Origin of the sequence: Salisaeta longa DSM 21114, assembly GCF_000419585.1 — a bacterium.
Classification (GTDB): Bacteria; Bacteroidota; Rhodothermia; order Rhodothermales; family Salinibacteraceae; genus Salisaeta; species Salisaeta longa.
Window position 1 is genome coordinate 853,138 of the sequence record NZ_ATTH01000001.1, and the last position, 20,282, is coordinate 873,419.

Sequence of the window (20,282 nt, forward strand, 5' to 3'; positions counted from 1 at the left end):
ATGGTGCAGCGCACAGCCCTTTACCATGTGGCGCCCCGGGAGGTGGAGGTGCGTACCGAGCCGTTGCCGCCTCCGGAGGATGAGGCGGTGCAGGTAAGCGTGCAGCGATCGGCCATTAGCGCGGGCACCGAACGGCTGGTGTACGAAGGCGCCGTGGCGTCGGATACGACCGCCGACACCACGCTCGATGCCCTGGCCGAAGACATGTCGTATCCGTTTTTGTACGGATACGCCACCGTGGGCCGCGTAATTGCCTGCGGGGCTGCCGTCGACGATGCGCAGTGGCGCGGGCGCCGCGTGTTTGCCTTCCAACCACACGCTAGCCACTACAACGCTGCGCCGGACACCCTCATTCCGATGCCCGACGCCATTGCCGACGAAACGGCGCTTTACCTTCCCAACCTGGAAACCGCCACGTCGCTGGTGATGGATGCCGCGCCGCGGATTGGCGAGCGCATCGCCGTCTTTGGCGCAGGCATCGTTGGTTTGCTCACCACGCACCTGCTGGCCGATTTTCCACTCGCGGGCCTCGTGGCGGTCGAGCCGTCTGCGTCTCGTCGTCACATGGCGCAGGCGCTGGGGGCCGACGCGGCGGTTGCGCCGGGCGACACGCCGGAGGAAACGGCAGATCGCGTAGCGGCGGCACTTGGCGCCGAAGCGGACGGGGCGATTGAGGTGTCGGGTCAGCCGGCCGTGTTCTCGCAGGCCGTGCGGAGCGTCGGCTATGGCGGCCGCGTGATTGTGGGGTCGTGGTACGGAACCAAGCGGGCGCCGCTGCAGCTCGACACACACTTCCACCGAAATTCCGTGAAGATAGTGTCAAGCCAGGTGAGCACCATTGCCCCGGTGCTGCGCGGGCGATGGACGAAGGCACGACGCCTTGATTTTGTGAAGAAACAGTTGCGACAGGCGTCATTTGCCGACATTTTTTATACCCGCACGGTTCCAATTGATCAAGCATCTAATGTGTTTGATGAGTATATGTATGACAGTAAATACATACAGCTATTTCTTTCCTATTAGAATCCTAAACACCGATGTACGAAGTTCACGTAGAGCGTTCTTTCGTCGCCCAGCACTACCTCACCGTCCCCAATTGCGGTCCAGAAAATGAGTGGCATTCGCACACGTTTAAGGTCTGTCTTGATATTGCCTCTCCGTCCCTGAATACGCACCAATATGTCGTTGACATCGACGACGTGAATCGTGCACTGGACGCCATCGAGGCGCGCTATCGCGACGTGACGCTCAACGATCTGCCGGAATTTGAGGGAAAAAATCCGAGTGTGGAATGGTTCGCGCGCTGCGTGCATGCGCAGGCGCTGGATGTGATCGAGGCGCCGCCAGAGGACGCGACGCTCACGGTGCGCATTTGGGAAGACGACACCGCCTGGGCTGCGTACACGGCCCCGATGCACGATGACTGATTCTTCGGATGCGCCGTTCGATGAACCGCTGGATTATCCCCGGTACCTCACCGCAAAGGCCGCTGTCGACGAGCAGGCGCTAAGCCCGCGGGTCTGGCAGCCCTTTGTCGATTGGCTGCGTGGGCACGCGTCCGAGAAGCCCCTGCGTATCGCCGACATGGGCGGCGGCATTGGATTTACGCTGCTGCGGGTGCTTGCGGCCGTCGAGCGTCCACTAACGTACTTCTTGGTAGACGCGTCGGCTGCCAATCTTGCCCGGGCCCGGTCGAATTTGCGCAACTGGGCACAGGAGCGTGGTTTTGCGACGGAGGCGCACGACACCCCCATCACCATCCGGCGCCCGTCAGGGCACGCAACGGTGCATTTCTGCCGGGGCGATGCGATGACATGGCGGCCCCCTGATGGGGCGCCCATTCACGCGCTTGCCTCGCAGGCGCTGCTCGACTTGCTTCCGCTCGATCGCACCCTGCAGCACTGGCGGAGCCTACTGTTGAGCGACCACCGGTGCTACCTCGCGCTACTCTTCGACGGCGCAACGGTCTTCGAGCCCCCCGGCGGTTCGTTAGCTATCCAGCAACCAATCATCGACGCGTACCACCGCTCGATGGAGGCGCGACGCGTCGAGGGCGCGCCCACCGGCGGTGCCTATTGTGGGCGGCGGGTGGTGCGCTGGCTCTACAAAAACAACGCACAACTCTTCACGGTAGATTCCTCAGACTGGTCTATTCTTGGATCTACATATGACCCGTTATCTGACAACGAATCATTGTTCGTTCAGGTCATCGCGTCGTTCGTTAAGTCCGAAGGCCGGGCATCGGAGAAGGTGTCATCAGACATTGTAAACGAGTGGTATGACAAAATAATTGATAGCATAACTTCTGACCAAATTTATTTCCGTGCATCGCACCTTGACATCCTCGCGGCGCTCAAAAAATAAATTGAACCGGATACATGTGCGCGTTAGCTATTTTTTGTGAGGTTTCAGGGCGGCGGCCGCGTCGAAATTAGGCCGTAGCATGGCCCTTGAGAAGGCAAACGTGCGCTCAAAAATTGCCTCGCGCCGCGGCGTAGAATACGGAAGAAAACGCCGAATAGGAGCGCTACGGTTGGATTTCGGCTGCTCACTGTGCTGCCAGAACGCTCGAATCGCGCAAAATGAGAGCCGCTGAGACGCGAAAAGTTTGGCGTGTGCGTGGGGTTGTGCGATCAATCGCGCCTACGGCGCTCACGCTGAAGGCCCGAAAAACACGATCGGGCGGCCGGACCGCTTGCATTTGTTCCCCGCGCATACCCATATTCATGTGTGCAGGTTGACTTCCGATAAGATGCAATTACCGGAAGTCAGAAAACGACCGATTCGTTCATTTTATCTTCACGGTTTCATGGAGAAAGCCTCCGGCCCCTCGTCCGCCGATTCATCGTCGCGTGCCGGCACCGATTTGCCCGCGCCCCGCGCCGACGAACACACACAACTCGCGCACCTCACCGACGCGAACGCCCGCGCGCAAGCTTTTGCGTCTAAGGCGCGCGCCGAAAATACCAAACGCGCCTACCGCGCCGACTGGAAGCAATTCGTTGGGTGGTGCGAAGAACGCGGCGTCCGCCCGCTGCCCGCGCTCCCCAAAACCGTGGTGCTCTACGTCTCGGCGGTGGCCGACGACTACAAGCTGTCGACGCTGGAGCGCAAGCTGACGGCCATCAGCCAAGCGCACAAAACAGCCGGCTTCGATAGTCCGGCGCTCACGGCCAAGGAACCGCTCCACTCGGTGTGGGCCGGCATCGCGCGCACCAAGTCGCGCGCCAAAGACAAGGTGGCGCCGCTCATGACCGACGAGCTGCGGATGATTGTGGATGCGCTGCCCCGCACCGACGAGAACCTTTTTACCACGCGGGCCCTGCGCGACCGCGCGCTCCTGCTCGTAGGCTTTGCCGGGGCCCTGCGCCGCAGCGAGCTCGTGGGCCTGCAGCAAGACGATGTCAATGTGACGGCCGACGGGCTTCGCCTCATCGTCCGCAAGAGCAAATCCGACCAGGAGGGCAAGGGCCTCGTGAAGGGCATCCACTACGGCAAGCACCCGCACACGTGTCCGGTGCGGGCCCTCCGCGATTGGACGCGCCGCGCTTCCATCAGCGAGGGGCCGCTCTTCCGCGGCATCGACCGGCACGGCAACATCCGCGAGCGCGCGCTTTCGGGCCGCTCGGTGGCACTCATCCTAAAGAAAGCCGTAAAGCGCGCCGGGCTGAATCCGGAGGCGTACAGCGGGCATTCGCTTCGCGCCGGTTTCACCACGCAGGCGGCGCGCGAAGGCGTGCCCGAGCGCGTCATCATGAAGCACACCGGGCACAAGTCGATCCGCATGGTGCGCGAATACATTCGCGAGGGGCAACTCTTTGACGAGAACCCGACCGACGCCCTCGGGCTCTAGCTAAATGCTACCGCATGACCAGACCGCCGTCCACGATCAGGTTCTGGCCCGTCACGGCGCGCGCCCAGGGCGAGGCGAAGAAGAGAATCGCATCGGCCACATCCTCCGGCGCCGTCACCATCTGCAAGGGCGTCGATTCCTTGATGAGGCCAAACACTTCGTCGGAGGTCGCCGCGCTGGCGTCGGTGGTTTTGAGCAGCCCGCCCGACACCATGTTCACGGTGATGCCCGCAGCGCCCAGCTCGTGGGCCATGTTGCGCACCCAGCCCAGCAGTGCCGCCTTGGCGGTGGTGTAGTCGTGATAGGGCACGACGGGGTTTTGGACGAGGTTTGACCCGATCGCCACAAACCGCCCGAAGCCCGCGTCTTTCATGCCGGGCAGGCACGCCTGCAGGGCATTGAGTGCGCCGCGCACCGTACCGCTGAGCTGCTCGTCGTAGGCCGCCCAGTCGATGGTAGGCGCGCTATCGCGCGCCGCGGGGTCAAATTGGTAGTTGATGAGCGCATTGCTGATGACGGTATGCACCGGCGCGCCGAAGTGGTCGGTGGCCTGCGTTACCATAGCGTGCACGGCATCCGGGTCGCGCACATCGGCTTGTACGGCCAACGCCTGATCGGCGCCCAACGTGTCGGCGAGCGCCTCCGCTTTTTCGGCGCTCTGGTAGTAGTTGATGATGACGCGAGCGCCTTCGCGGGCAAAGGCCCGGGCGGTGGCGGCACCCAGTCCGCGGCTCGCGCCGGTGATGAGAACGACTTGCTCGTTGATGGCAGGCATACGGCTTCGGGATACGTGAAGAAGCAATCGGTGAAGCCAGCGATGCCGCCTGCGATGCTTCCCTTCGCCGGTACAAGCCGGATCAGGTTCAAAGGGTCTATCTCAGCCCCGCGCGGGGCACCCCTAGCTTCGTTTATAGGGTACAGCGGCGCCGTGTCGATTGCAACGCCTTCACAGCGGATCCATCGCCCGACGCCGCCGGTTTTCCTGGCACCGCCTTCTGCCAACCTCACGACTGCCCATGCCCGAGACGACCCACGCCGGATACATCGTAGACCTTCATGCGCGCTCCATTCGTCCGGGGGTGGTGCATGTGCGCGACGGCCGCATCGCGGCCCTCGAATCTGCGGAGGACGTGCCGCATCGGTTCTTGCTGCCCGGACTCATCGACGCCCACGTACACGTCGAAAGCTCGATGCTGGCACCGTCCGAGTTTGCGCGCGCCGCCGTGCCGCATGGCACCGTCGCCACCGTCTCCGATCCGCACGAAATTGCGAACGTGTTGGGGAAGGCAGGTGTGCGCTTCATGCTGGAGGATGCGAGCCGCGTGCCCCTCAAGATCAGTTTTGGCGCGCCCTCCTGCGTGCCCGCAACGCCGTTTGAAACCGCGGGGGCCGCGCTCGGGCCCGACGACGTAGCCACGTTGCTCGACGATCCGGCCATTGGATACCTCAGCGAGATGATGAATTACCCCGGCGTTCTCAGCGGCGACGCCGAGGTGCAGGCCAAGCTGGAGGCTGCGCAGGCGCGCGGGCTGCCGGTGGATGGTCACGCCCCCGGATTGCGGGGCGCGGAGGCCGAGCGCTATGCCGCCGCGGGCATCTCCACCGAGCACGAATGCACCACCCTGGCCGAAGCCCGCGACAAGCTGGCCGCCGGCATGCACATCCTGATCCGTGACGGCTCGGCCGCGCAAAACTTCGACGCGCTCATCCCGCTGATGGCCGAAGCGCCGGAGCGGCTCATGTTCTGCACCGACGACGCCCATCCCGATATGCTGCGCCGCGGCCACATCGACCGGCTCGTGCGGCGCGCCCTGGCGCGTGGCTACAACCGCTTCGATGTCTTGCGGGCCGCGTGCGTGCATCCGGTGACGCATTATTCCCTCGACGTAGGCCTGCTGCGCGTGGGCGATCCGGCCGATTTTATCGTGGTCGATGACCTCAACGCGTTTACCGTGCAGGCCACGTACATCGACGGGCAGCGGGTGAGCGAAAACGGCACTGCTAACTTCTCCGCCACACCCCCCGAAACGCCCAACGCCTTCCACGCCGCGCCGGTAGAACCCGCCGATCTGGAGGTCCCCGCCACCGGCGATACGCTCCGCGTCATCGAAGCCGCCGACCATCAGCTGACCACCGGCGAAGCGCACCTGCCCGCCACCATCGTGGATGGCGCGGCGGTCGCCGATCCCGCACGCGATGTTCTCAAGCTGGCCGTCATCAATCGATACGTCGACGCGCCGCCCGCAACGGCGTTTGTCCGTGGATTTGGATTGGAACGCGGCGCGATGGCATCGAGCGTCGCCCACGACTCGCACAACGTCATTGCCGTGGGGGCAAACGACGACGCGCTCGCCCGGGCCATCAACGCCGTCATTGCCGAAACCGGCGGCATCAGCGTGGCCACGCCCGAGGACGTGGCGTGCCTTCCGTTGCCCATTGCCGGCCTCATGAGTGCTGCGCCGTTTGAAACCGTCGCCACACGCTACGAGGCCCTCAGCCGAAGGGTGCAAGACGAGCTGGGGAGTCCGATGGAGGCCCCCTTCATGACGCTTTCGTTCATGGCGCTCCTCGTGATTCCGTCGCTCAAGCTGAGCGATCAGGGATTGTTTGACGGCGATGCGTTTGCATTCACCGATGTGTTTGTGCGGAACAAACCACCCACCGTCTAACGTCTACTGTCTGCATATGGCCAGCTCCGAAAGGCCATCTGTCTAACCACAAACCATCGGTGCGCCCATGCCCTCTACATCTACAGCGGCTTCCGTGGCCGACCTGCACATTGCCAACGACCGCGAGGCCGATACGGAAATTCGCGGCGGGTATCCAGTCCGTATTGCAGAAGAGCTGCAGGACGTGTTGGCGCTCACCGATGCCGAGATGGCCGATGTGCTGGGGCGCTCGCGACGCACCTACACGCGCTATCGGCGCCAGGATAAGCAATTGGGCTTGCCGGAATCGGAGCGCATCTTCCGATACATTCGGTTGCTGCAGCGCGCCGAGCACGTCTTTGGTACGGCGGAGAAAGCGGCATGGTGGATGAAAGAGCCAAATCCGTCGCTGAACGGCCGCCCCCCGTTTGATGTAGCGCTCACCGCGCCGGGCGCAGCACTGGTGGACGATCTGCTTGCGGGCCTCGAACACGGCTTTCCGGTGTAGCGTCTTTCGGTTGTAGATGTTCGCTGCCCTGCGTCTCTTTTCCGCTGCAAGTGCTCACGCTCTACCGCATTGTGCATCGCCGGTACCGCACCGATCCATTTTCTGGAATGGGCGGGCTGTACCACAACAGCCGGTGGGCCTCGCAAGGACAGCGCGTCAGCTATGCGGCCGATCACTTGGCGCTGGCAACGCTTGAGAAACTTGCGGGCGTGCAGCGCGCGGACCTGATGGCCGAGATGGTGTACGCGAAGGCCGTCATGGCCCCCGAACACGTGACGCAACTTTCTGCAGCGGAGCGGCCCGACGATTGGGATGCGGTGCCTGCGCCCGAAAGCACGCGCGCCGTGGGGGACGCGTGGCTTGACCGCGGCGATTACGCGGTGCTGCAAGTGCCCTCGGTGGTGCTGCCGGAGGGCGCAAATTACGTGATCAACAGCGAACACCCGGCGGCCGCCACGCTGACCGTTGAGACGGTTGCGCCGCTGCTGTTGGACAACCGGGTGCTCGCGCGCATCGGTACGTAGGGGCAGCCACTGCCGGAACGACGCGCGGGCTACGTTTGGGCAAACGAGGCGACGGCGTACGTCCCCGTGGTGCGCCAGTCATCGGAGGCCTCGTCGAGGCGATGCACGGTCGCCGGCGGTACGCCGACGAGGGTGTCGCTTTTGATGGTGCGCAGCGCCAGCACCGATCCGCTGCCTGGGCCCAAGGCATCGGCCAGGGTGGCTTCGGCCGGCCAAAGCGCATCGTTGGTGATGCGCCGGTAGTTGGCATCGCCCTTTACGATGACGAGCGCGGCCGCCTGTAGCGGAGCCGCCAGCCGCGCGGGGCGCTCAAACCACCGGCCGTCGGTCGTCCAAAAGAAGTCGGGCACGATGCGGAGCCGGCCGTCGGCGATGTGTTGGCGGAATTGCTCGGCAAGCGCGCGGAGTGGCCCGCCCGCCTCCGCCAGCCGATCGAGCAGCGGCGGCACGTCCGCTGGCGTCACGTCACTGATAAGCACCGGCGCCATCTTGACATGCAGCACCACCGTTTCCGCGAGGTCGTGCGTCAGGAGGCCATCAGCCAGCGCAAAATCGAGGGCTTGCTCGGTGCCCGCGTTGTCCATCACCACGTGGACCGTTCCCCGATCGGTTTGCAGCAGGTGCTCGACCGCCGCGGGGATGTCGTTGACGAGCAGGTGGTCGTCGGCCGCCTGTGTGCCTTGCGCATGTGCTGCGGCGATGCTCCGATCCATCCGATTGCCCCATAGGGCCGCGTGCAGGCGGTGCGTCAGCATATCCGCGGGCGTCTCGAACGGCTGCAGGGCCCGCGTCACAACATCCGGCAGCGCAGCATCGTGGATGTCGTCGTGCTTCATGGGGCGAAACGGATCCTGCTGCGTGGTCCAGTAGCGCGTAGCCTCCAGCATCTTCCGGTAGGCATACAGCTCCACAAAGAACCATTCGCCATCGAGCCATGAGGCCGCGGGGCGTTCCGCCAGGCGCTCGGCCCACCAGTCGGCGTCGGGCGTCGGTTGGCGCAGGGGCGTTAGGGCAGCATCGGCACGAATCGCGTCCCGAAGAGCACGCAGCGCATCGTGCACCGCGGGCGGCCGGTCCGGATTCCGCGCGATCACATCGTCAATGATCGAGGGTATGCGCGCCTTCATGGAGCGATGCGCAAAGGCGTTGGTGCCGTCGGTGCGAACGGCGGGGGGACGATCGGGCATGGGCACAGGCAAGAGGGAGAAAAGAGCTACGCGCTATCGGCCTTGAGGTCGTCGACCACGCGACGGATGGTATCGGAGCGGAAGCCGCGGCGCTTGAGGTAGCGATACATCTTTTGCTGGCGCCGGCGCGGGTCGTCGTCGGTCAGGCGGCCCCAGCGTTTGCTGGCGTGGTGGCGTGCGGCGTCGAGCGTCGAGTGGTCGGCGAAAAAATCGGCCACGGCCTGCTCCACAATGGTACGATCGACGCCCCGCTTGCGCAGCTCGCGTTCGATGCGGAGGGGGCCGTAGCGCTTGGAGCGGAAGCGATTGTGGATATAGTCGCGCGCATAGGCGTGGTCGTCGAGGTAGCCCAGTTCATGCAGCCGGGCAACGACATCTGCGATGATGTCGTCGGGGTAGTCCTTGCGCTGCAGCTTGCGACGCACTTCCGCCTCGGTGCGCGGTTTGTGGGCCAGGTAATCGAGCGCGCGCTGCTTCGCCTCCACCCGCAGCTCGTCCACCTCCAGGGCTTGTTGCGCAGCCGGCGAGAGGGTGTCGCCCACGGCGAGCCGGTGCTTGGCGGCCACGTCGCGATGCACGCCAAACGCAAAGGCGCCATCCAGGAAGACGGAGATGCGGTTCGGGTCGTTCTGTTGCGTGTCGAGGCGCGTGATGGTGCGGGCGTCGGGCATGGCAAAGGCGGGCAGCTCGGGAAAGCGCGAGGCGGCGAAAGCACGTACGAGGCAGCATCAGCGCGGATTCGGGAGCGGCGTAACGCCCGAAGGCGCCACGCGAAAGCGGAGCGAATCGACCGCGACGCCCACGGCAACGCCCAACGCGCCCTCGACGTTCGAGGTGGGCTCGCGGCGGTCGGGGTCGGTGCTGCTGGTGATGAACGAGGCATAGGCTGCGGGGCCGCGGACGAGCGCCGTGCGCACTTCGTGCACCGGCAGCGGGGCCGTGGCCGAGTCGACCGGGACAGCGTACACCCCTGACCACTGGTAGTGCGGCGCGTTGGGCTGGGCGTATGTAATTTCGCGGGCGACGGCGGTGGGCTGCAGAAAGAACTCCACAACCCGCGAGCTGAACGGCGGGCGGCTGGGCTGCAGCTGGGTGTGCATCCAGTAGGAGGTATCGGCGGGGGCGAGCGCCGGGGGCGGCGTCCATGCGATGGTCACATCCACCGGGTAGATGAACTCCTCCGAGGCGGGAATGTCGAGCGAATCACGGCGCAGGGAGTCAACGCGGATGGCACTTACGGGGGCGTCCGGGATCTGGAACCAAACAGAATCGATGGCAACAGGCAGCGGCGTTCGGCTGTCCGCGGTGGCTTGCGTTCCGTTCCAGAAGGCCGTAACGCGGAGCGGCGTTTGGGGCGGCACGGTAGGCGGCGGCCCGTCGGTGCGGTACCGCCCCGGGCGCCCGGGGATGGGGCGATAGGCATACGTCGTGCCGCCAAGCGTAAGGCGCACCGTCGCATCGGCCACCCCGCCCCCGCTTGGCTGATCGAGCGGGGTGGTTTGCCGGAGCGTGATGATGGGCGCCGGACGGTTGGTGGTCACGAAGGCTTCCACCACGAGCGCGGTGTCGGTGCGGCCCGGCGCGTACACGTCGCAGCCGCCCAGGCCGATGGCGACCAGCGCAAGCACAATCCAGCACCACCCGAAGCAAGGCGTACGTTGAGCACTCATAGCGTCATCTCCAGCTCAAATAGCGGAAGGATGGGCAGGCCACGCTGATCGTCGCGCAGCACGCCCGTGGGCGTAGGCTCGTACTGCCGTCCCACTACGTTGGCGTGGTTCGTAACGTTGTAGAGCGTGAGGCGGGCCTTCCAGCGCGCGCTCAGCATTGAAAACCGATAGCCGGCGGTAGCATCTACGCGCCAGTACGTGGGCAGCCGGCCGTTGTTAATGCGCGGCCGGTACAAGTAGGTGGTGGGCGCTTCCTGCAACGGCGTGCCGACCGCATAGCGGGCCACGGGGCGCGAGAGCGGAAACCCCCTGCGCGCATCGACGGCGAGGGTCGCGCTCCACGGGCCATCGCTCCACCCCAACACGCCGTTGAAGCCGACGGGCACGTCAAGGTCGGCCGGGCGCCAGCGGCCGTTGTTCTGCTCGGGGGTCTGCACCAGCGAGCGCCCGAGCGACCCACTCACCCGCAGTTGCCACGGGCCGCGTTCGGCCAGCAGCGAGAGTTCGGCACCAAAGGCGCGGGCTTTGGCCGGCACGTACTGCCCCAGCAACGTGCCCACGTTGATGCCGGGCCCCTGCAGGTTATCCTTCGACTGAAAGACATCCTCGGGAATCAGCATGTTGTCCGTCAGCCGGGCGTACAGGTTCAGCTCGGCCGTCAGCATGGGCAGGGGATAGCTGCGGGCACCGGCGCTAAATTGCCAGGCCGTCGCGGGCGCGACTCCCGCATCCGAGGGAATCCACCGGCTCGATACCACATCGTACGCGAGCGAGAACCGATCGCGCAGGCGGTGCAGGTATTGTACGTGACGCCCCGCCGCCGCGCGCAACGTAAGCCACGTGGGATGCAGCACGTACTGTGCGCTCAGTCGCGGTTGCACTTGCACGTGCGCCACGTCGCTAAAAAATGACGCCCGAACGCCCGTTTGCACCGTCAGCGGACCGGAGGGCTGCCACACGTCCTGCACGTAAGTCGTCAACTCCACCGCATCCAGACGGCTCACGTCGCGTTGCGTCTCTACATCCGACACCGAGCGCTGCAATCGGCTATCGAGGGTGCTGCTGAATGCAAACCGCGACACATGAAGTCCGGCCCGCAGCCGATGAGCCACCGAGTGGTAGTAGTCGACGTCGAACTTGGCACCCACGTCGCGCAGCGCCACCGTGTAGTTGGACGCGAGCGATGCCGTGGTGGTGGGCTGGATGAAGGCCTGCTCCTGCGCGCGATAGCCCGAAAAGTAGCCGGTGCTGGAAAGAAACAGGCGGTCGGATACCAGCCAGTCGTGTTGCAGGCTGGTGACGGTGTTGTCCCAGTTCTGGCGGACCTCAAAGAACAGGTCGGCCGGCCGCAGCCACGACGAAAAGTCGAACGAGAGGTCGAACGGCAATCGGAGATCGAGGTCGTCGCGGCCGCGATAAAACGTGAGCGACATGCGGTGGCGGGCATTCAGCCGCGCCGACAGCTTGGCGCTGGTGTCGTAAAAGTAGTAGCCGGTGCGCAGTGTATCGCGCCGCCCGGTGGCCGGATCGACGACGGGGTGCCGGCGCCCGATGAGCTTATCCACGTACGAGCGCCGCCCCGACACCATGAACGTCACGTCCTCACTTAGCGGCCCCTCCACCTGAAAGCGCGCGCTGAGTACGCTGAGGGCTGCGCTGGCGTGGGGCGTGCGCGCATTGCCGTCCTTCATCTGGGCATCGAGGACCGAGGCCAGGCGGCCGCCGTGCTCGGGCGGAAAGGCGCCGCGGTAGAAGTTTGACGTTTTGAGCGTGCCGGTTTGGAACGTCGAAATTAGGCTGAAGGCATGCCACGGATGGTAGACCGGCGCGCCGTCCAACAGGTACAAGTTTTGATCGGGGGACGCGCCGCGTACGCTGAGGCCGCCGCTTAGGATGTTCGACTTGTGGATGCTGGGCATCCATTGCAGGGCCTTGAAAAGATCCGGCTCGCCCAGCGTCGGCAGCTCGTCCAGCTGATTCATCGACAGCGTCATCACGCCCGGCACGTATGCTTGCTCGGGATTGGCTGTAGCAGAGCCCTCCACGACGATGCTGTCGGCTGCAATGGTTGTCGTTTGGAGGAGGACCTGGTTTGGGGCGCCCGTGGTTAGCGTCGTGTCGACGGCTCCGTAGCCCAGATAGGAAATGCGCACCGGATAGCGTCCGGGCGGCAGGCCCGAGAGGGCGAAATAGCCGTCCCGGTTGGTGACGGCGCCGGCATCGATGCTGGGAATGTAGATGTGGGCGCCGGGAAGCACTTCACGCGATCGAGCATCGAGGACCCGGCCGCGGAGGGTCGCGCGCGCCGCGGCGTTTGTGTCGGATACAATGACGAACTGATCGTCGCGTATGGCCGTGGCGGCCAGGCCCGATCCGCGAAGCACACAGCGCAACGCCGCCTCGGCATCATCGCCCACGTAGCGACAGCTTGCCGTGCGGCCGTTTACCACGCGCTCAGCAAATACAAGTCGGATGTTGCTCTGATCCTGAACCAGGCGAAGGGCTCGGTCCAGCGGCATTTTCTCGACATTGAGCCGAAGCGTTTGGCCATGCGCACCAAAGCCGCATGCCACCCACAGAATCAATACTCCAGCACCGACGATCCAGCATCGTCGATCATACATGCGCAGCCCTCCTTATGCCACGATGGTCTCCGTCTGCGCAGCTTCCTGAAGTGTGGTGCGCTCAAGGGCTGTGCCCAGCAAGGTGGAGGAGGTGCAGTCGTCGATGCGTACGCGGACGTAATCGCCCGCCTGATAGTCCTCCCGGTCGAACACCACGCCCTTGTTTGTATCGGTGCGCCCAAAGAACTGCTCGTCGCTTTTCTTGCTCGGCCCTTCGACCAGCACAACGTGCGTGCGCCCAACCTCCTGCTTGTTGCTCTCCAATGCGTGCCCACGCTGGAGCGTGATGATCTCTTCGAGGCGGCGCTGCTTCACCTCCTCCGGAACGTCGTCTTCGTACTTGCGCGCTGCGTACGTATTGGGGCGCTCGCTGTACTTAAACATGTACGCATGATCGTAGCGCACCTCCTTCATGAGGGAAAGCGTGTCTTCATGCTGTGCTTCGGTCTCGCCGCAAAAGCCTGCGATGATGTCGGTAGAGAAGCTGATGCCCGGACAAATCCGCCGCGCGCGCTCAATGAGCGCCAGATACTCCTTGCGCGTGTAGGTACGGCGCATGCGCTGCAGCACCTCGGTGTTGCCATGCTGTACGGGAAGGTGAATGTAGTTGCAGATGTTGGGCCGCTCGCGGTGCACATGCAGCAGCTCATCCGAGCAGTCCTTCGGGTGACTCGTAGAATAGCGAATCCGAAGCTCAGGCGATACGAGCGAGATGCGATGCAACAGCTCCGGAAAGCTGACTGCGGTTCCGTCCTGCGCGAAGTGATACGAGTTTACGTTTTGGCCCAGCACCGTCACCTCCTTGTAGCCGTCTTCCACGAGTTGCGCGACCTCCGAGAGGATGGTGGTCACCGGACGGCTGCGCTCGCGGCCCCGCGTAAACGGCACAACGCAGAACGAGCACATGTTGTCGCAGCCGCGCATGATGGAGACAAATGCAGAGAGTCCATTGGATGCGTACCGGACCGGCGACACATCGGCATAGGTCTCCTCCTTCGAAAGCTGCACGTTTACCGCCGCCTGCCCGCTCTCATTGGCCTCATGGAGGAGGCGCGGCAGGTCGCGGTAGGCATCGGGCCCCACCACGAGGTCTACGAGCTTTTCTTGCTCCAGAAGCTTTTCCCGCAGGCGCTCGGCCATGCAACCCAGCACGCCAAGTGTGAGGTCGCGCTTCGCGTCGCGCTTCTGTGCACGCAGCATGCCCAGGCGGGTGCGCACCTTCTGTTCGGCATTTTCCCGGATCGCGCACGTGTTGATGAGCACCACGTCGGCTTCGGCCTCGTCACGGGTGAGGCCATAGCCATGCTCCTCAAGCACCGACGCTACAATTTCTGAATCCGAGACGTTCATCTGGCAACCGTAGGTCTCCAGATAAACCATCTGCTGGCCCGTGGCCTCGCGCGCGAGCGGCTTGGCCCGGTCAACGTCTTCGTCCAAGATGTCGATGTCTTGAATAGGTTGCATGGCAGAATCTGCGTCCAGGAATTCGACGAGGCGATAGGAGGAATGGGTGTACCAGGTGTCCTTTCATTCTGGCTCGGGGGATAACGTTCCCTCGTGGGGCGATAGATTTACGGGAAGAAGGCTATCGCATTACTGCTATAACTGGTATCTGCTCATCTTGCAATAACAGACATAAGTAGATGCGTGAGGGTTGATGCCTCCTTCTACCCCAATCGTCAATGGGGATGCCGGTGTGACGTTGTCAGTGCACCGCGACGGCTTAGCGCACCACGGTCATTCGTTGCGTACGGACGGCAGCCGGTGTGGTGAGGCGTAGAAAGTACACCCCACTGGCAAGCCCACGCGTGCGAAACGTGACTTCCTTGCGGCCGGCCGTCTGTGTATCGTTCACCAACACGCGAACGGCGCGTCCAAGCACATCGTACACGGCCACGCGCACCGGACCATCAACCGGAAGCTCGTAGCGCAGCGTCGTTTGTTGCTGGAAGGGGTTGGGGAAGTTGGCATGCAACGCTACGCGCGTGGGCGCCGCCCGCTCCACAATCACCGGGTCAACGAGCGACGCACGGCCGTCTGTATCCACCTGCCGGAGGCGATACGCAACCTTTGCGGCAGCAAACGGCACCTCGGCATCAACAAAGCGATACGTGTGGGGCGCGGTAGTCGTACCGGCGCCCGCGACAAATCCGATGCGCGTAAATGCGTGGGTGCTGTCGCCGCCCACGCGGCGCAAAACGGCAAACCCCGCGTTGTTTGTCTCACTCGCTGTCTTCCAGGAAAGTCCGATGCCTTGTGACTGCTGCGTGGCCCGGAACGACACGAGCTCCACGGGCAGCGGCGTCGTTTGCAGCGTCGCGTAGTCGTCTTCCGTGGTTACGCCATTCCCCGGAGCCGAATCGGGATCTGTGGGCCCCGCTGCCGTCACCTCCGCGACACTCGTAAACGGCGCTTTGCTATCCACCGTGCCCGTTAGCGCCAGCGTAGCCGTATTGCTCGCATCCAACAGCCCAAGTTGCCACACGCCCGTTGCGGCACTGTAGCTTCCGCTGCTCGGCATGGCCTGCGTTAGCGTGAATCCGGTGGGTACTGGGAACGCGGTCGACACGTCGCCCGCTCCGCCCGGACCGTCGTTGGTAAGCGTGAGGGTGATGGTAAACGGTTCGCCAGGCAGTGGATTGGAGGCGCTGCTCGTAAGCGCAAGCGAGACGTCGGCCGCCGGGACTCCCAGGGCGAGCGACGCGGTGTCGTCCTCGCCCGTGCCCGCCCCGGGCGTTGAGTCTGGATCGCGCACGGCCGCAGCCGAAACGGCACCATTGGTGGTCACCTGGCTGCTTGTGTTCACCACACCTGTAAAAGAGAGCGTGACCGCATCGCCGCTTGCAATCGACGCGAGGGTCCACGTTCCTCCGCTGAACGTGCCTGCGGCGGTGGACACATTGTTGATGGACAGCCCGCTGGGGCCTTGCACCGAAACGGATACGTCGGCGGCTGCACTCGGGCCATCATTCGTGAGCGTGTACGTTACAACCTGCGACGTGCCGTAGTCCGGCGTGGTATCGCTGCCCGATACGGCGAGGGAGAGGTCGGCCGAGGGAGCGGTTAGCACCACCGAGTCGCTGTTGTTGTTGGCGACAGGGTCGTTCAGCGATTGGCTCACAATGGCGGACGTAAGCGTAGCATCGGACGTGAGTTGGGCGGTTGCTTCGATCGTTAGCGATTTGGTTTCGGCAGCGCCCAGCGTGGCCAGCGTCCATGTACCGGTTGCTGTAGCCGCATCGTAGCTCCACGCCCCGTCGCCTTGCACCTGATCGATCGACAGCCCGCTCGGAAGCGCGCCCTCAATGCGAACATCACTCGTTGCGGTTTGGCCGCCGGTCACCGACAGCGTCACCGTGATGGCTTCGTTGTAGGCGGGCGTCGCGTTTGAGACAGCCAGCGCAACCGACAGATCGGCGTCGTTGTCTTCAATTGTCGCTGTAGCAGGCGCAGCGGGCGCTTGGGCGCCCGAAGGATTGGTGAGTGCGAGCTCAAAGGTTTCCGCGGATTCGTCCGATGCGTCATCGGCTGTGGCCACCGGTACCGTTTGCTCGGTAGTGCCCGCCGGGAAGGTGAGCGTACCGCTGACCGCCGTGTAGTCGCTGCCCGCCGTGGCCGTGCCACCTTGTGTGCGATAGTCGACCGTAGCTGCGGTACCCGACGGGGCATCGAGGGTAACGATAAACTGCGCCCCTTCCCCCTCAATCACAGACACATCTTGCACCGTAAGTTGCGGCGCCGCGTCGTCATTGGTGAGCGTGGTTGTCACCGTTCCGGTTTGGATCGTAGCATTGGACGGATTGGCGAGCGTCAGGGCAAACGTTTCGTCGGGCTCAAATGTCGCATCGCCCTGCACTGTCACATCTACGGATGCGGTGGTATTTCCGGCCGGAATGGTGAGCGTACCCGAGGCGCTGGCGAAGTCCGCGCCGGCCGTGGCCGTACCGTCCTGGGTTGCATAGGCGGCGGTGACGTCGTACACCAGCGGCTCCGACAACGTGACCGTGTACGTGAGCGCCTGCGTGCTGCCTGTGCCCTCGGCCACGTCCGACGGCCCGCTAAGCGACAAGGCGGCCTGCTGCGGCGTGAGCGTTTGGCTGTAGTAGTCATCGCCTTGACCATCCGCGGGCGTCGAGTCGGTATCCAGGGGCGCGAGGGCGGTCACCTCTGCCGTGACCTGCTGATCGGCAGACGGCGCGGCAACACGTACGGTCACCTGAAGCGCGGCCGAACCACCGCTAGGCACCGGTCCGGGCGTCCACACGACATCGCCCCCCGCCGGATTGTAGCTCGCTGCGTTCGTGCCACGAATGCTTTGGACGTCCAGCCCACCCGGAAGCGGTGCCGTAACCTCAACCCCAGTCGCGGTGCCGTTGCCCGTGTTGTCTAGGGACAACGTGTACGTCAGATCGGTACCATACGTCGCCTGCGCAGGCACGTCGGCCGTAAGCGCCACATCCACCGTTTCGGCTTCAAGGGTCACGCTGGCGTCCTCGTTGCCCGGCACCGGGTCCCGCGGATCTACAGTTTCGATGGTTGCACTGTTTGTAACCGCGGCCGTGGTGGTGAGCGTCGCGTTGATCGTAAGTGTACGCGTATCACCGGCGGGCACCGTGCCCACATCCCACACCGCGTCGCCGCTGGCAGGATCATAGCTTGAAGCCGCGTCGCCGGTCGCCGACTGGAAGGCTAGGCCGCTGGGCAATGCATCGCGGACGGTGACGCCCGTCGCGGCATCGGGGCCGTTGTTTGTAAGCGTGAGGGTGAGCGCTACCGCGCCATTGAGCGGCGGGCGTGCATCGTCTGCAGCCTGCGTTAGGACGAGCTCGGCCGTGGGCACCGCCACAGTGGTTGGGTCATCTGCGGCTGCGGTTGCCGGGTCATCGGTGACGAGGTCTGCCACGTCGAACGTAGACGTCGCAATCGTTCCCTGGCTGCTAAACTGATTGACGTAGGGCGTGCTGCCCGCCGGCTGCTCGGGCGGATCGTTAACTGTGACCGTGAAGTCGTGGGTCGTTTGTGGAGCCGTCGCGCCGATGGCTTGTCCACTCAGCGTTCCCAGCGACGTGTTGGCCTGCCCGCTAGCCAGCGTCACCGCGCCTGGCAACGTCTCGCTTAGCGTAAGATCGCTTGCTGACTGATCGCCGGTGTTTGTGAGTGTCGTCGTAAACGTCACATCCTCGCCCGGATCGACCCGGCCGTCCCCATCGGCATCGGATGCCTGCGCATCGGTGCGCGTTGCGATGAGAAGGGGCGCCGCATCGACGGCCGTGACCGTAGGAGCCACGGCGGCTCCACTAGACGGCCGCGACGGAATGGCACCCGTTTCACGCGTGTCCACCGTCGACTGCACGCTGAGCGTTGGCGCCGCTGTAGTCGACGGAAACGGGTCGGCAAGCGTCGCCTGGAAGGTGACCGTTAGCGTGGTGGGCGCGGTGCCGCCATACACCGCGCCAGCCGGTAGCACAACATTTTCGAGCGTGAGCGTGGCCTCCGTAGCATTTCCCGAAGCGACCGTGCCCACGTTGGTTGTAATGGAGCCCGGCACGAGCGTCAGGTTCGGATCAAGCGGGAGATCAACGGTGCCATTGGCAACGCCCACGTAGCTGTTGTTAGCCCCAGTGATGGTGTACGTGACCACATCGCCCGGATCGAGGGTGTTGTCGCTGCGTGAAGCCGTGCTGCTGCCATTGTCGGTGCGCGCGGTAAGCGCCAGCGTGTGCTCAAGAACTGGCGCCACCGACAGGCGGTGCACCCGCCCCGAGGGTGGATCGAAGGACGTGCTGCGGGCCCCCACGTAGAATGTGGGCACCGCATCGCCGTTCAGGTCGACGGCTGCAACGCCACTTCCAAACAAATCGCCTGCTGCGAGCGCGGGCGACGGGTTGAACCCGTTCGTGCCCGAGCGAAGGGCAAAAAGTGAACGCACCAATGAGGTCGTGCCATCCAGCGCCGCATTCAAATCGTTGGTGTACAGCAGGTAGGCCGCCCCCTGATCGTTGGCGGGCTCACCAAACGGATGCCAGCCTTCCGCACCGATCAGCACCTCCGACGTGCCATTTCCATCCAGGTCATCGACCACAGCGATCGAGGTCCCAAAGTTCGAATTACTGGGCCAGCTATCGAGCGCAATGCCCCCAACGCCGTCCCCAAACCGCGTATGCCGGTCGATGCTAAACGTATTCGCCGCATTATCGTAGTCGAGGTCGACGAGATAGACCGCGCCTCGGTTCGTTCCCCCAAGGTCGTCGGTGTACGCACCCACCAGCAACTCGGGGGTACCACCGCCATCCAAATCGTTCAGCGCGGCCACCGACTGACCAAAGCGGGCTCCTGCCGGCACGTTCGTCAATCCAGCATTGTCGAGCACCGAATTATCAACGGTTTGAGCCGCCGTCAGCTCGGCCGCCCCTCCATTCCAGCCAATCTGGGCAAGAACGAAACCGCCCGGCGACTGACTGCCCTGTGTGATTCCGTCATCGATAAGACGCCGCGTACCCAGCGCAAGCGTGGTAATGCTGCCACCCGTACCGTCTACGTCGCCCAGTGCGCTGATGCTTTCTCCAAAGTAGGCCCCGCCAAACCCCGTATTGGGCGTATTGCTCGTATTCCGGCGATCCAGCGTAAGGAGCGGATGCGTATCATCGAACTTGTCGAAGCCCAGCACATCGCCGCTGCTGTTTAGGCGAACGATGTAAAGCGCGCCCACCTTGCCATTACAGGCAATGTCATCGGGGCCCGCGCCCGGCGGGAAGGTGTTCGCGCCATCGTCAGCACAGTCGCTCACGCCATCCTGATTGATGTCGAGCGTTTTGTCGCCCGAGGCGCCTATCGCCAGATCCGGCACACCATTGCCATCCACATCGCCGATGGACGTGATCCCAGAGCCGAAGGCAGGCTCGATCGTGCCAAAGGGCATCAGCACCGCCGCGCCCATGTCGGTGGCGTCAATCGTTGCCGTGTCACGGATGGTGCCATCGGCCTGCATAAAGTGGAGGACCACCGCCCCAACGGAGCTCTGCCCATTGTACGGCGTGGCCGGGGCCCCCACCGCTAAGTCGCGCACCCCATTGCCGTCAATATCCCCGACAGCAACCACGCGCTCCCCATAAAAAGAAAGCCCATTCGGAGCCGTGCTTACCACCGCATGGTCCTGAATGAGCGAACCGGTTTGCCCCTGCGCCGGAGGCACAGCTAAAAGCAACAAGACACAGCCAAAAACAGCCGACAGCGTGCGTGACATAAAAAAGATCGGGTGAGGAGTGGGG

14 protein-coding genes and 1 riboswitch are annotated in these 20,282 nt (G+C 64.0%); of the genes, 7 read left to right on the forward strand and 7 right to left on the reverse strand.

The genetic code is table 11. From position 1 onward, the window contains the following. Nucleotides 1-27: 27 nt before the first annotated feature. From SALLO_RS0103625 to SALLO_RS14985, 4 genes are all read left to right on the forward strand, one after another. Nucleotides 28-1,023, forward strand: a complete 996-nt coding sequence (locus SALLO_RS0103625; RefSeq protein WP_211214077.1) for a zinc-dependent alcohol dehydrogenase — start codon at nucleotides 28-30, stop codon at nucleotides 1,021-1,023. A 14-nt stretch (nucleotides 1,024-1,037) separates the two neighbouring features. Then, nucleotides 1,038-1,427, forward strand: a complete 390-nt coding sequence (locus tag SALLO_RS0103630) for a 6-pyruvoyl trahydropterin synthase family protein (RefSeq protein ID WP_022834958.1) — start codon at nucleotides 1,038-1,040, stop codon at nucleotides 1,425-1,427. Then, the gene (locus SALLO_RS0103635; protein WP_022834959.1) at nucleotides 1,420-2,364 is read left to right on the forward strand and encodes a class I SAM-dependent methyltransferase; all 945 of its coding nucleotides are present in this window, start codon (nucleotides 1,420-1,422) and stop codon (nucleotides 2,362-2,364) included. The genes SALLO_RS0103630 and SALLO_RS0103635 overlap by 8 nt, the downstream gene beginning before the upstream one ends. Nucleotides 2,365-2,809: 445 nt before the next feature. Further along, nucleotides 2,810-3,853, forward strand: a complete 1,044-nt coding sequence (locus SALLO_RS14985; protein ID WP_022834960.1) for a site-specific integrase — start codon at nucleotides 2,810-2,812, stop codon at nucleotides 3,851-3,853. A gap of 7 nt (nucleotides 3,854-3,860) precedes the next feature. Here SALLO_RS14985 and SALLO_RS0103645 read toward each other — a convergent pair whose 3' ends face one another. Further along, entirely contained in the window at nucleotides 3,861-4,628 is a 768-nt protein-coding gene (locus tag SALLO_RS0103645) for a 3-oxoacyl-ACP reductase (RefSeq protein ID WP_028566863.1), read from the reverse strand. A gap of 42 nt (nucleotides 4,629-4,670) precedes the next feature. After that, nucleotides 4,671-4,763, reverse strand: a riboswitch (TPP riboswitch). Nucleotides 4,764-4,869: 106 nt separating this feature from the next. Here SALLO_RS0103645 and ade point away from each other — a divergent pair. The 3 genes from ade to SALLO_RS0103660 all read left to right on the forward strand — a co-directional run bounded on the left by ade (nucleotide 4,870) and on the right by SALLO_RS0103660 (nucleotide 7,533). Then, complete coding sequence (ade, locus tag SALLO_RS0103650; RefSeq protein WP_022834962.1) at nucleotides 4,870-6,522, forward strand: adenine deaminase; 1,653 nt, start codon at nucleotides 4,870-4,872, stop codon at nucleotides 6,520-6,522. Between the two features lie 67 nt (nucleotides 6,523-6,589). Continuing rightward, a complete protein-coding gene (parS, locus tag SALLO_RS14990) occupies nucleotides 6,590-7,009 on the forward strand; it encodes a type II RES/Xre toxin-antitoxin system antitoxin (RefSeq protein WP_022834963.1) in 420 nt (139 codons plus the stop codon). Nucleotides 7,010-7,059: 50 nt separating this feature from the next. Continuing rightward, the gene (locus tag SALLO_RS0103660) at nucleotides 7,060-7,533 is read left to right on the forward strand and encodes an RES family NAD+ phosphorylase (protein WP_022834964.1); all 474 of its coding nucleotides are present in this window, start codon (nucleotides 7,060-7,062) and stop codon (nucleotides 7,531-7,533) included. 29 nt (nucleotides 7,534-7,562) lie between these two features. On the opposite strand, the gene SALLO_RS14995 is transcribed toward SALLO_RS0103660, so the two are convergent. The 6 genes from SALLO_RS14995 to SALLO_RS0103690 all read right to left on the reverse strand — a co-directional run bounded on the left by SALLO_RS14995 (nucleotide 7,563) and on the right by SALLO_RS0103690 (nucleotide 20,257). Beyond that, complete coding sequence (locus SALLO_RS14995) at nucleotides 7,563-8,720, reverse strand: ARMT1-like domain-containing protein (RefSeq protein WP_022834965.1); 1,158 nt, start codon at nucleotides 8,718-8,720, stop codon at nucleotides 7,563-7,565. 26 nt (nucleotides 8,721-8,746) lie between these two features. Continuing rightward, nucleotides 8,747-9,391: a regulatory protein RecX gene (locus SALLO_RS0103670; protein WP_022834966.1), complete on the reverse strand. Its 645-nt coding sequence runs from the start codon at nucleotides 9,389-9,391 to the stop codon at nucleotides 8,747-8,749. A gap of 57 nt (nucleotides 9,392-9,448) precedes the next feature. Then, entirely contained in the window at nucleotides 9,449-10,390 is a 942-nt protein-coding gene (locus tag SALLO_RS15000; protein WP_157621190.1) for a DUF4249 domain-containing protein, read from the reverse strand. Next, nucleotides 10,387-12,909: a TonB-dependent receptor domain-containing protein gene (locus SALLO_RS0103680; protein ID WP_228702768.1), complete on the reverse strand. Its 2,523-nt coding sequence runs from the start codon at nucleotides 12,907-12,909 to the stop codon at nucleotides 10,387-10,389. The genes SALLO_RS15000 and SALLO_RS0103680 overlap by 4 nt, the downstream gene beginning before the upstream one ends. Nucleotides 12,910-13,026: 117 nt before the next feature. Next, nucleotides 13,027-14,478: a tRNA (N6-isopentenyl adenosine(37)-C2)-methylthiotransferase MiaB gene (miaB, locus tag SALLO_RS0103685; protein ID WP_022834969.1), complete on the reverse strand. Its 1,452-nt coding sequence runs from the start codon at nucleotides 14,476-14,478 to the stop codon at nucleotides 13,027-13,029. 259 nt (nucleotides 14,479-14,737) lie between these two features. Next, entirely contained in the window at nucleotides 14,738-20,257 is a 5,520-nt protein-coding gene (locus tag SALLO_RS0103690; RefSeq protein WP_022834970.1) for a Calx-beta domain-containing protein, read from the reverse strand. Nucleotides 20,258-20,282: the final 25 nt, after the last annotated feature.

Excerpts from the sequence above, each read along its gene's own strand:
- SALLO_RS0103630 (WP_022834958.1), top strand. The coding sequence starts at position 1,038 with ATGTACGAAGTTCACGTAGAGCGTTCTTTCGTCGCCCAGCACTACCTC.
- SALLO_RS0103635 (WP_022834959.1), top strand. The coding sequence starts at position 1,420 with ATGACTGATTCTTCGGATGCGCCGTTCGATGAACCGCTGGATTATCCC.
- SALLO_RS14985 (WP_022834960.1), top strand. The coding sequence starts at position 2,810 with ATGGAGAAAGCCTCCGGCCCCTCGTCCGCCGATTCATCGTCGCGTGCC.
- SALLO_RS0103645 (WP_028566863.1), bottom strand. The coding sequence starts at position 4,628 with ATGCCTGCCATCAACGAGCAAGTCGTTCTCATCACCGGCGCGAGCCGC.
- ade (WP_022834962.1), top strand. The coding sequence starts at position 4,870 with ATGCCCGAGACGACCCACGCCGGATACATCGTAGACCTTCATGCGCGC.
- parS (WP_022834963.1), top strand. The coding sequence starts at position 6,590 with ATGCCCTCTACATCTACAGCGGCTTCCGTGGCCGACCTGCACATTGCC.
- SALLO_RS14995 (WP_022834965.1), bottom strand. The coding sequence starts at position 8,720 with ATGCCCGATCGTCCCCCCGCCGTTCGCACCGACGGCACCAACGCCTTT.
- SALLO_RS0103670 (WP_022834966.1), bottom strand. The coding sequence starts at position 9,391 with ATGCCCGACGCCCGCACCATCACGCGCCTCGACACGCAACAGAACGAC.
- SALLO_RS15000 (WP_157621190.1), bottom strand. The coding sequence starts at position 10,390 with ATGAGTGCTCAACGTACGCCTTGCTTCGGGTGGTGCTGGATTGTGCTT.
- SALLO_RS0103680 (WP_228702768.1), bottom strand. The coding sequence starts at position 12,909 with ATGCCGCTGGACCGAGCCCTTCGCCTGGTTCAGGATCAGAGCAACATC.
- miaB (WP_022834969.1), bottom strand. The coding sequence starts at position 14,478 with ATGCAACCTATTCAAGACATCGACATCTTGGACGAAGACGTTGACCGG.
- SALLO_RS0103690 (WP_022834970.1), bottom strand. The coding sequence starts at position 20,257 with ATGTCACGCACGCTGTCGGCTGTTTTTGGCTGTGTCTTGTTGCTTTTA.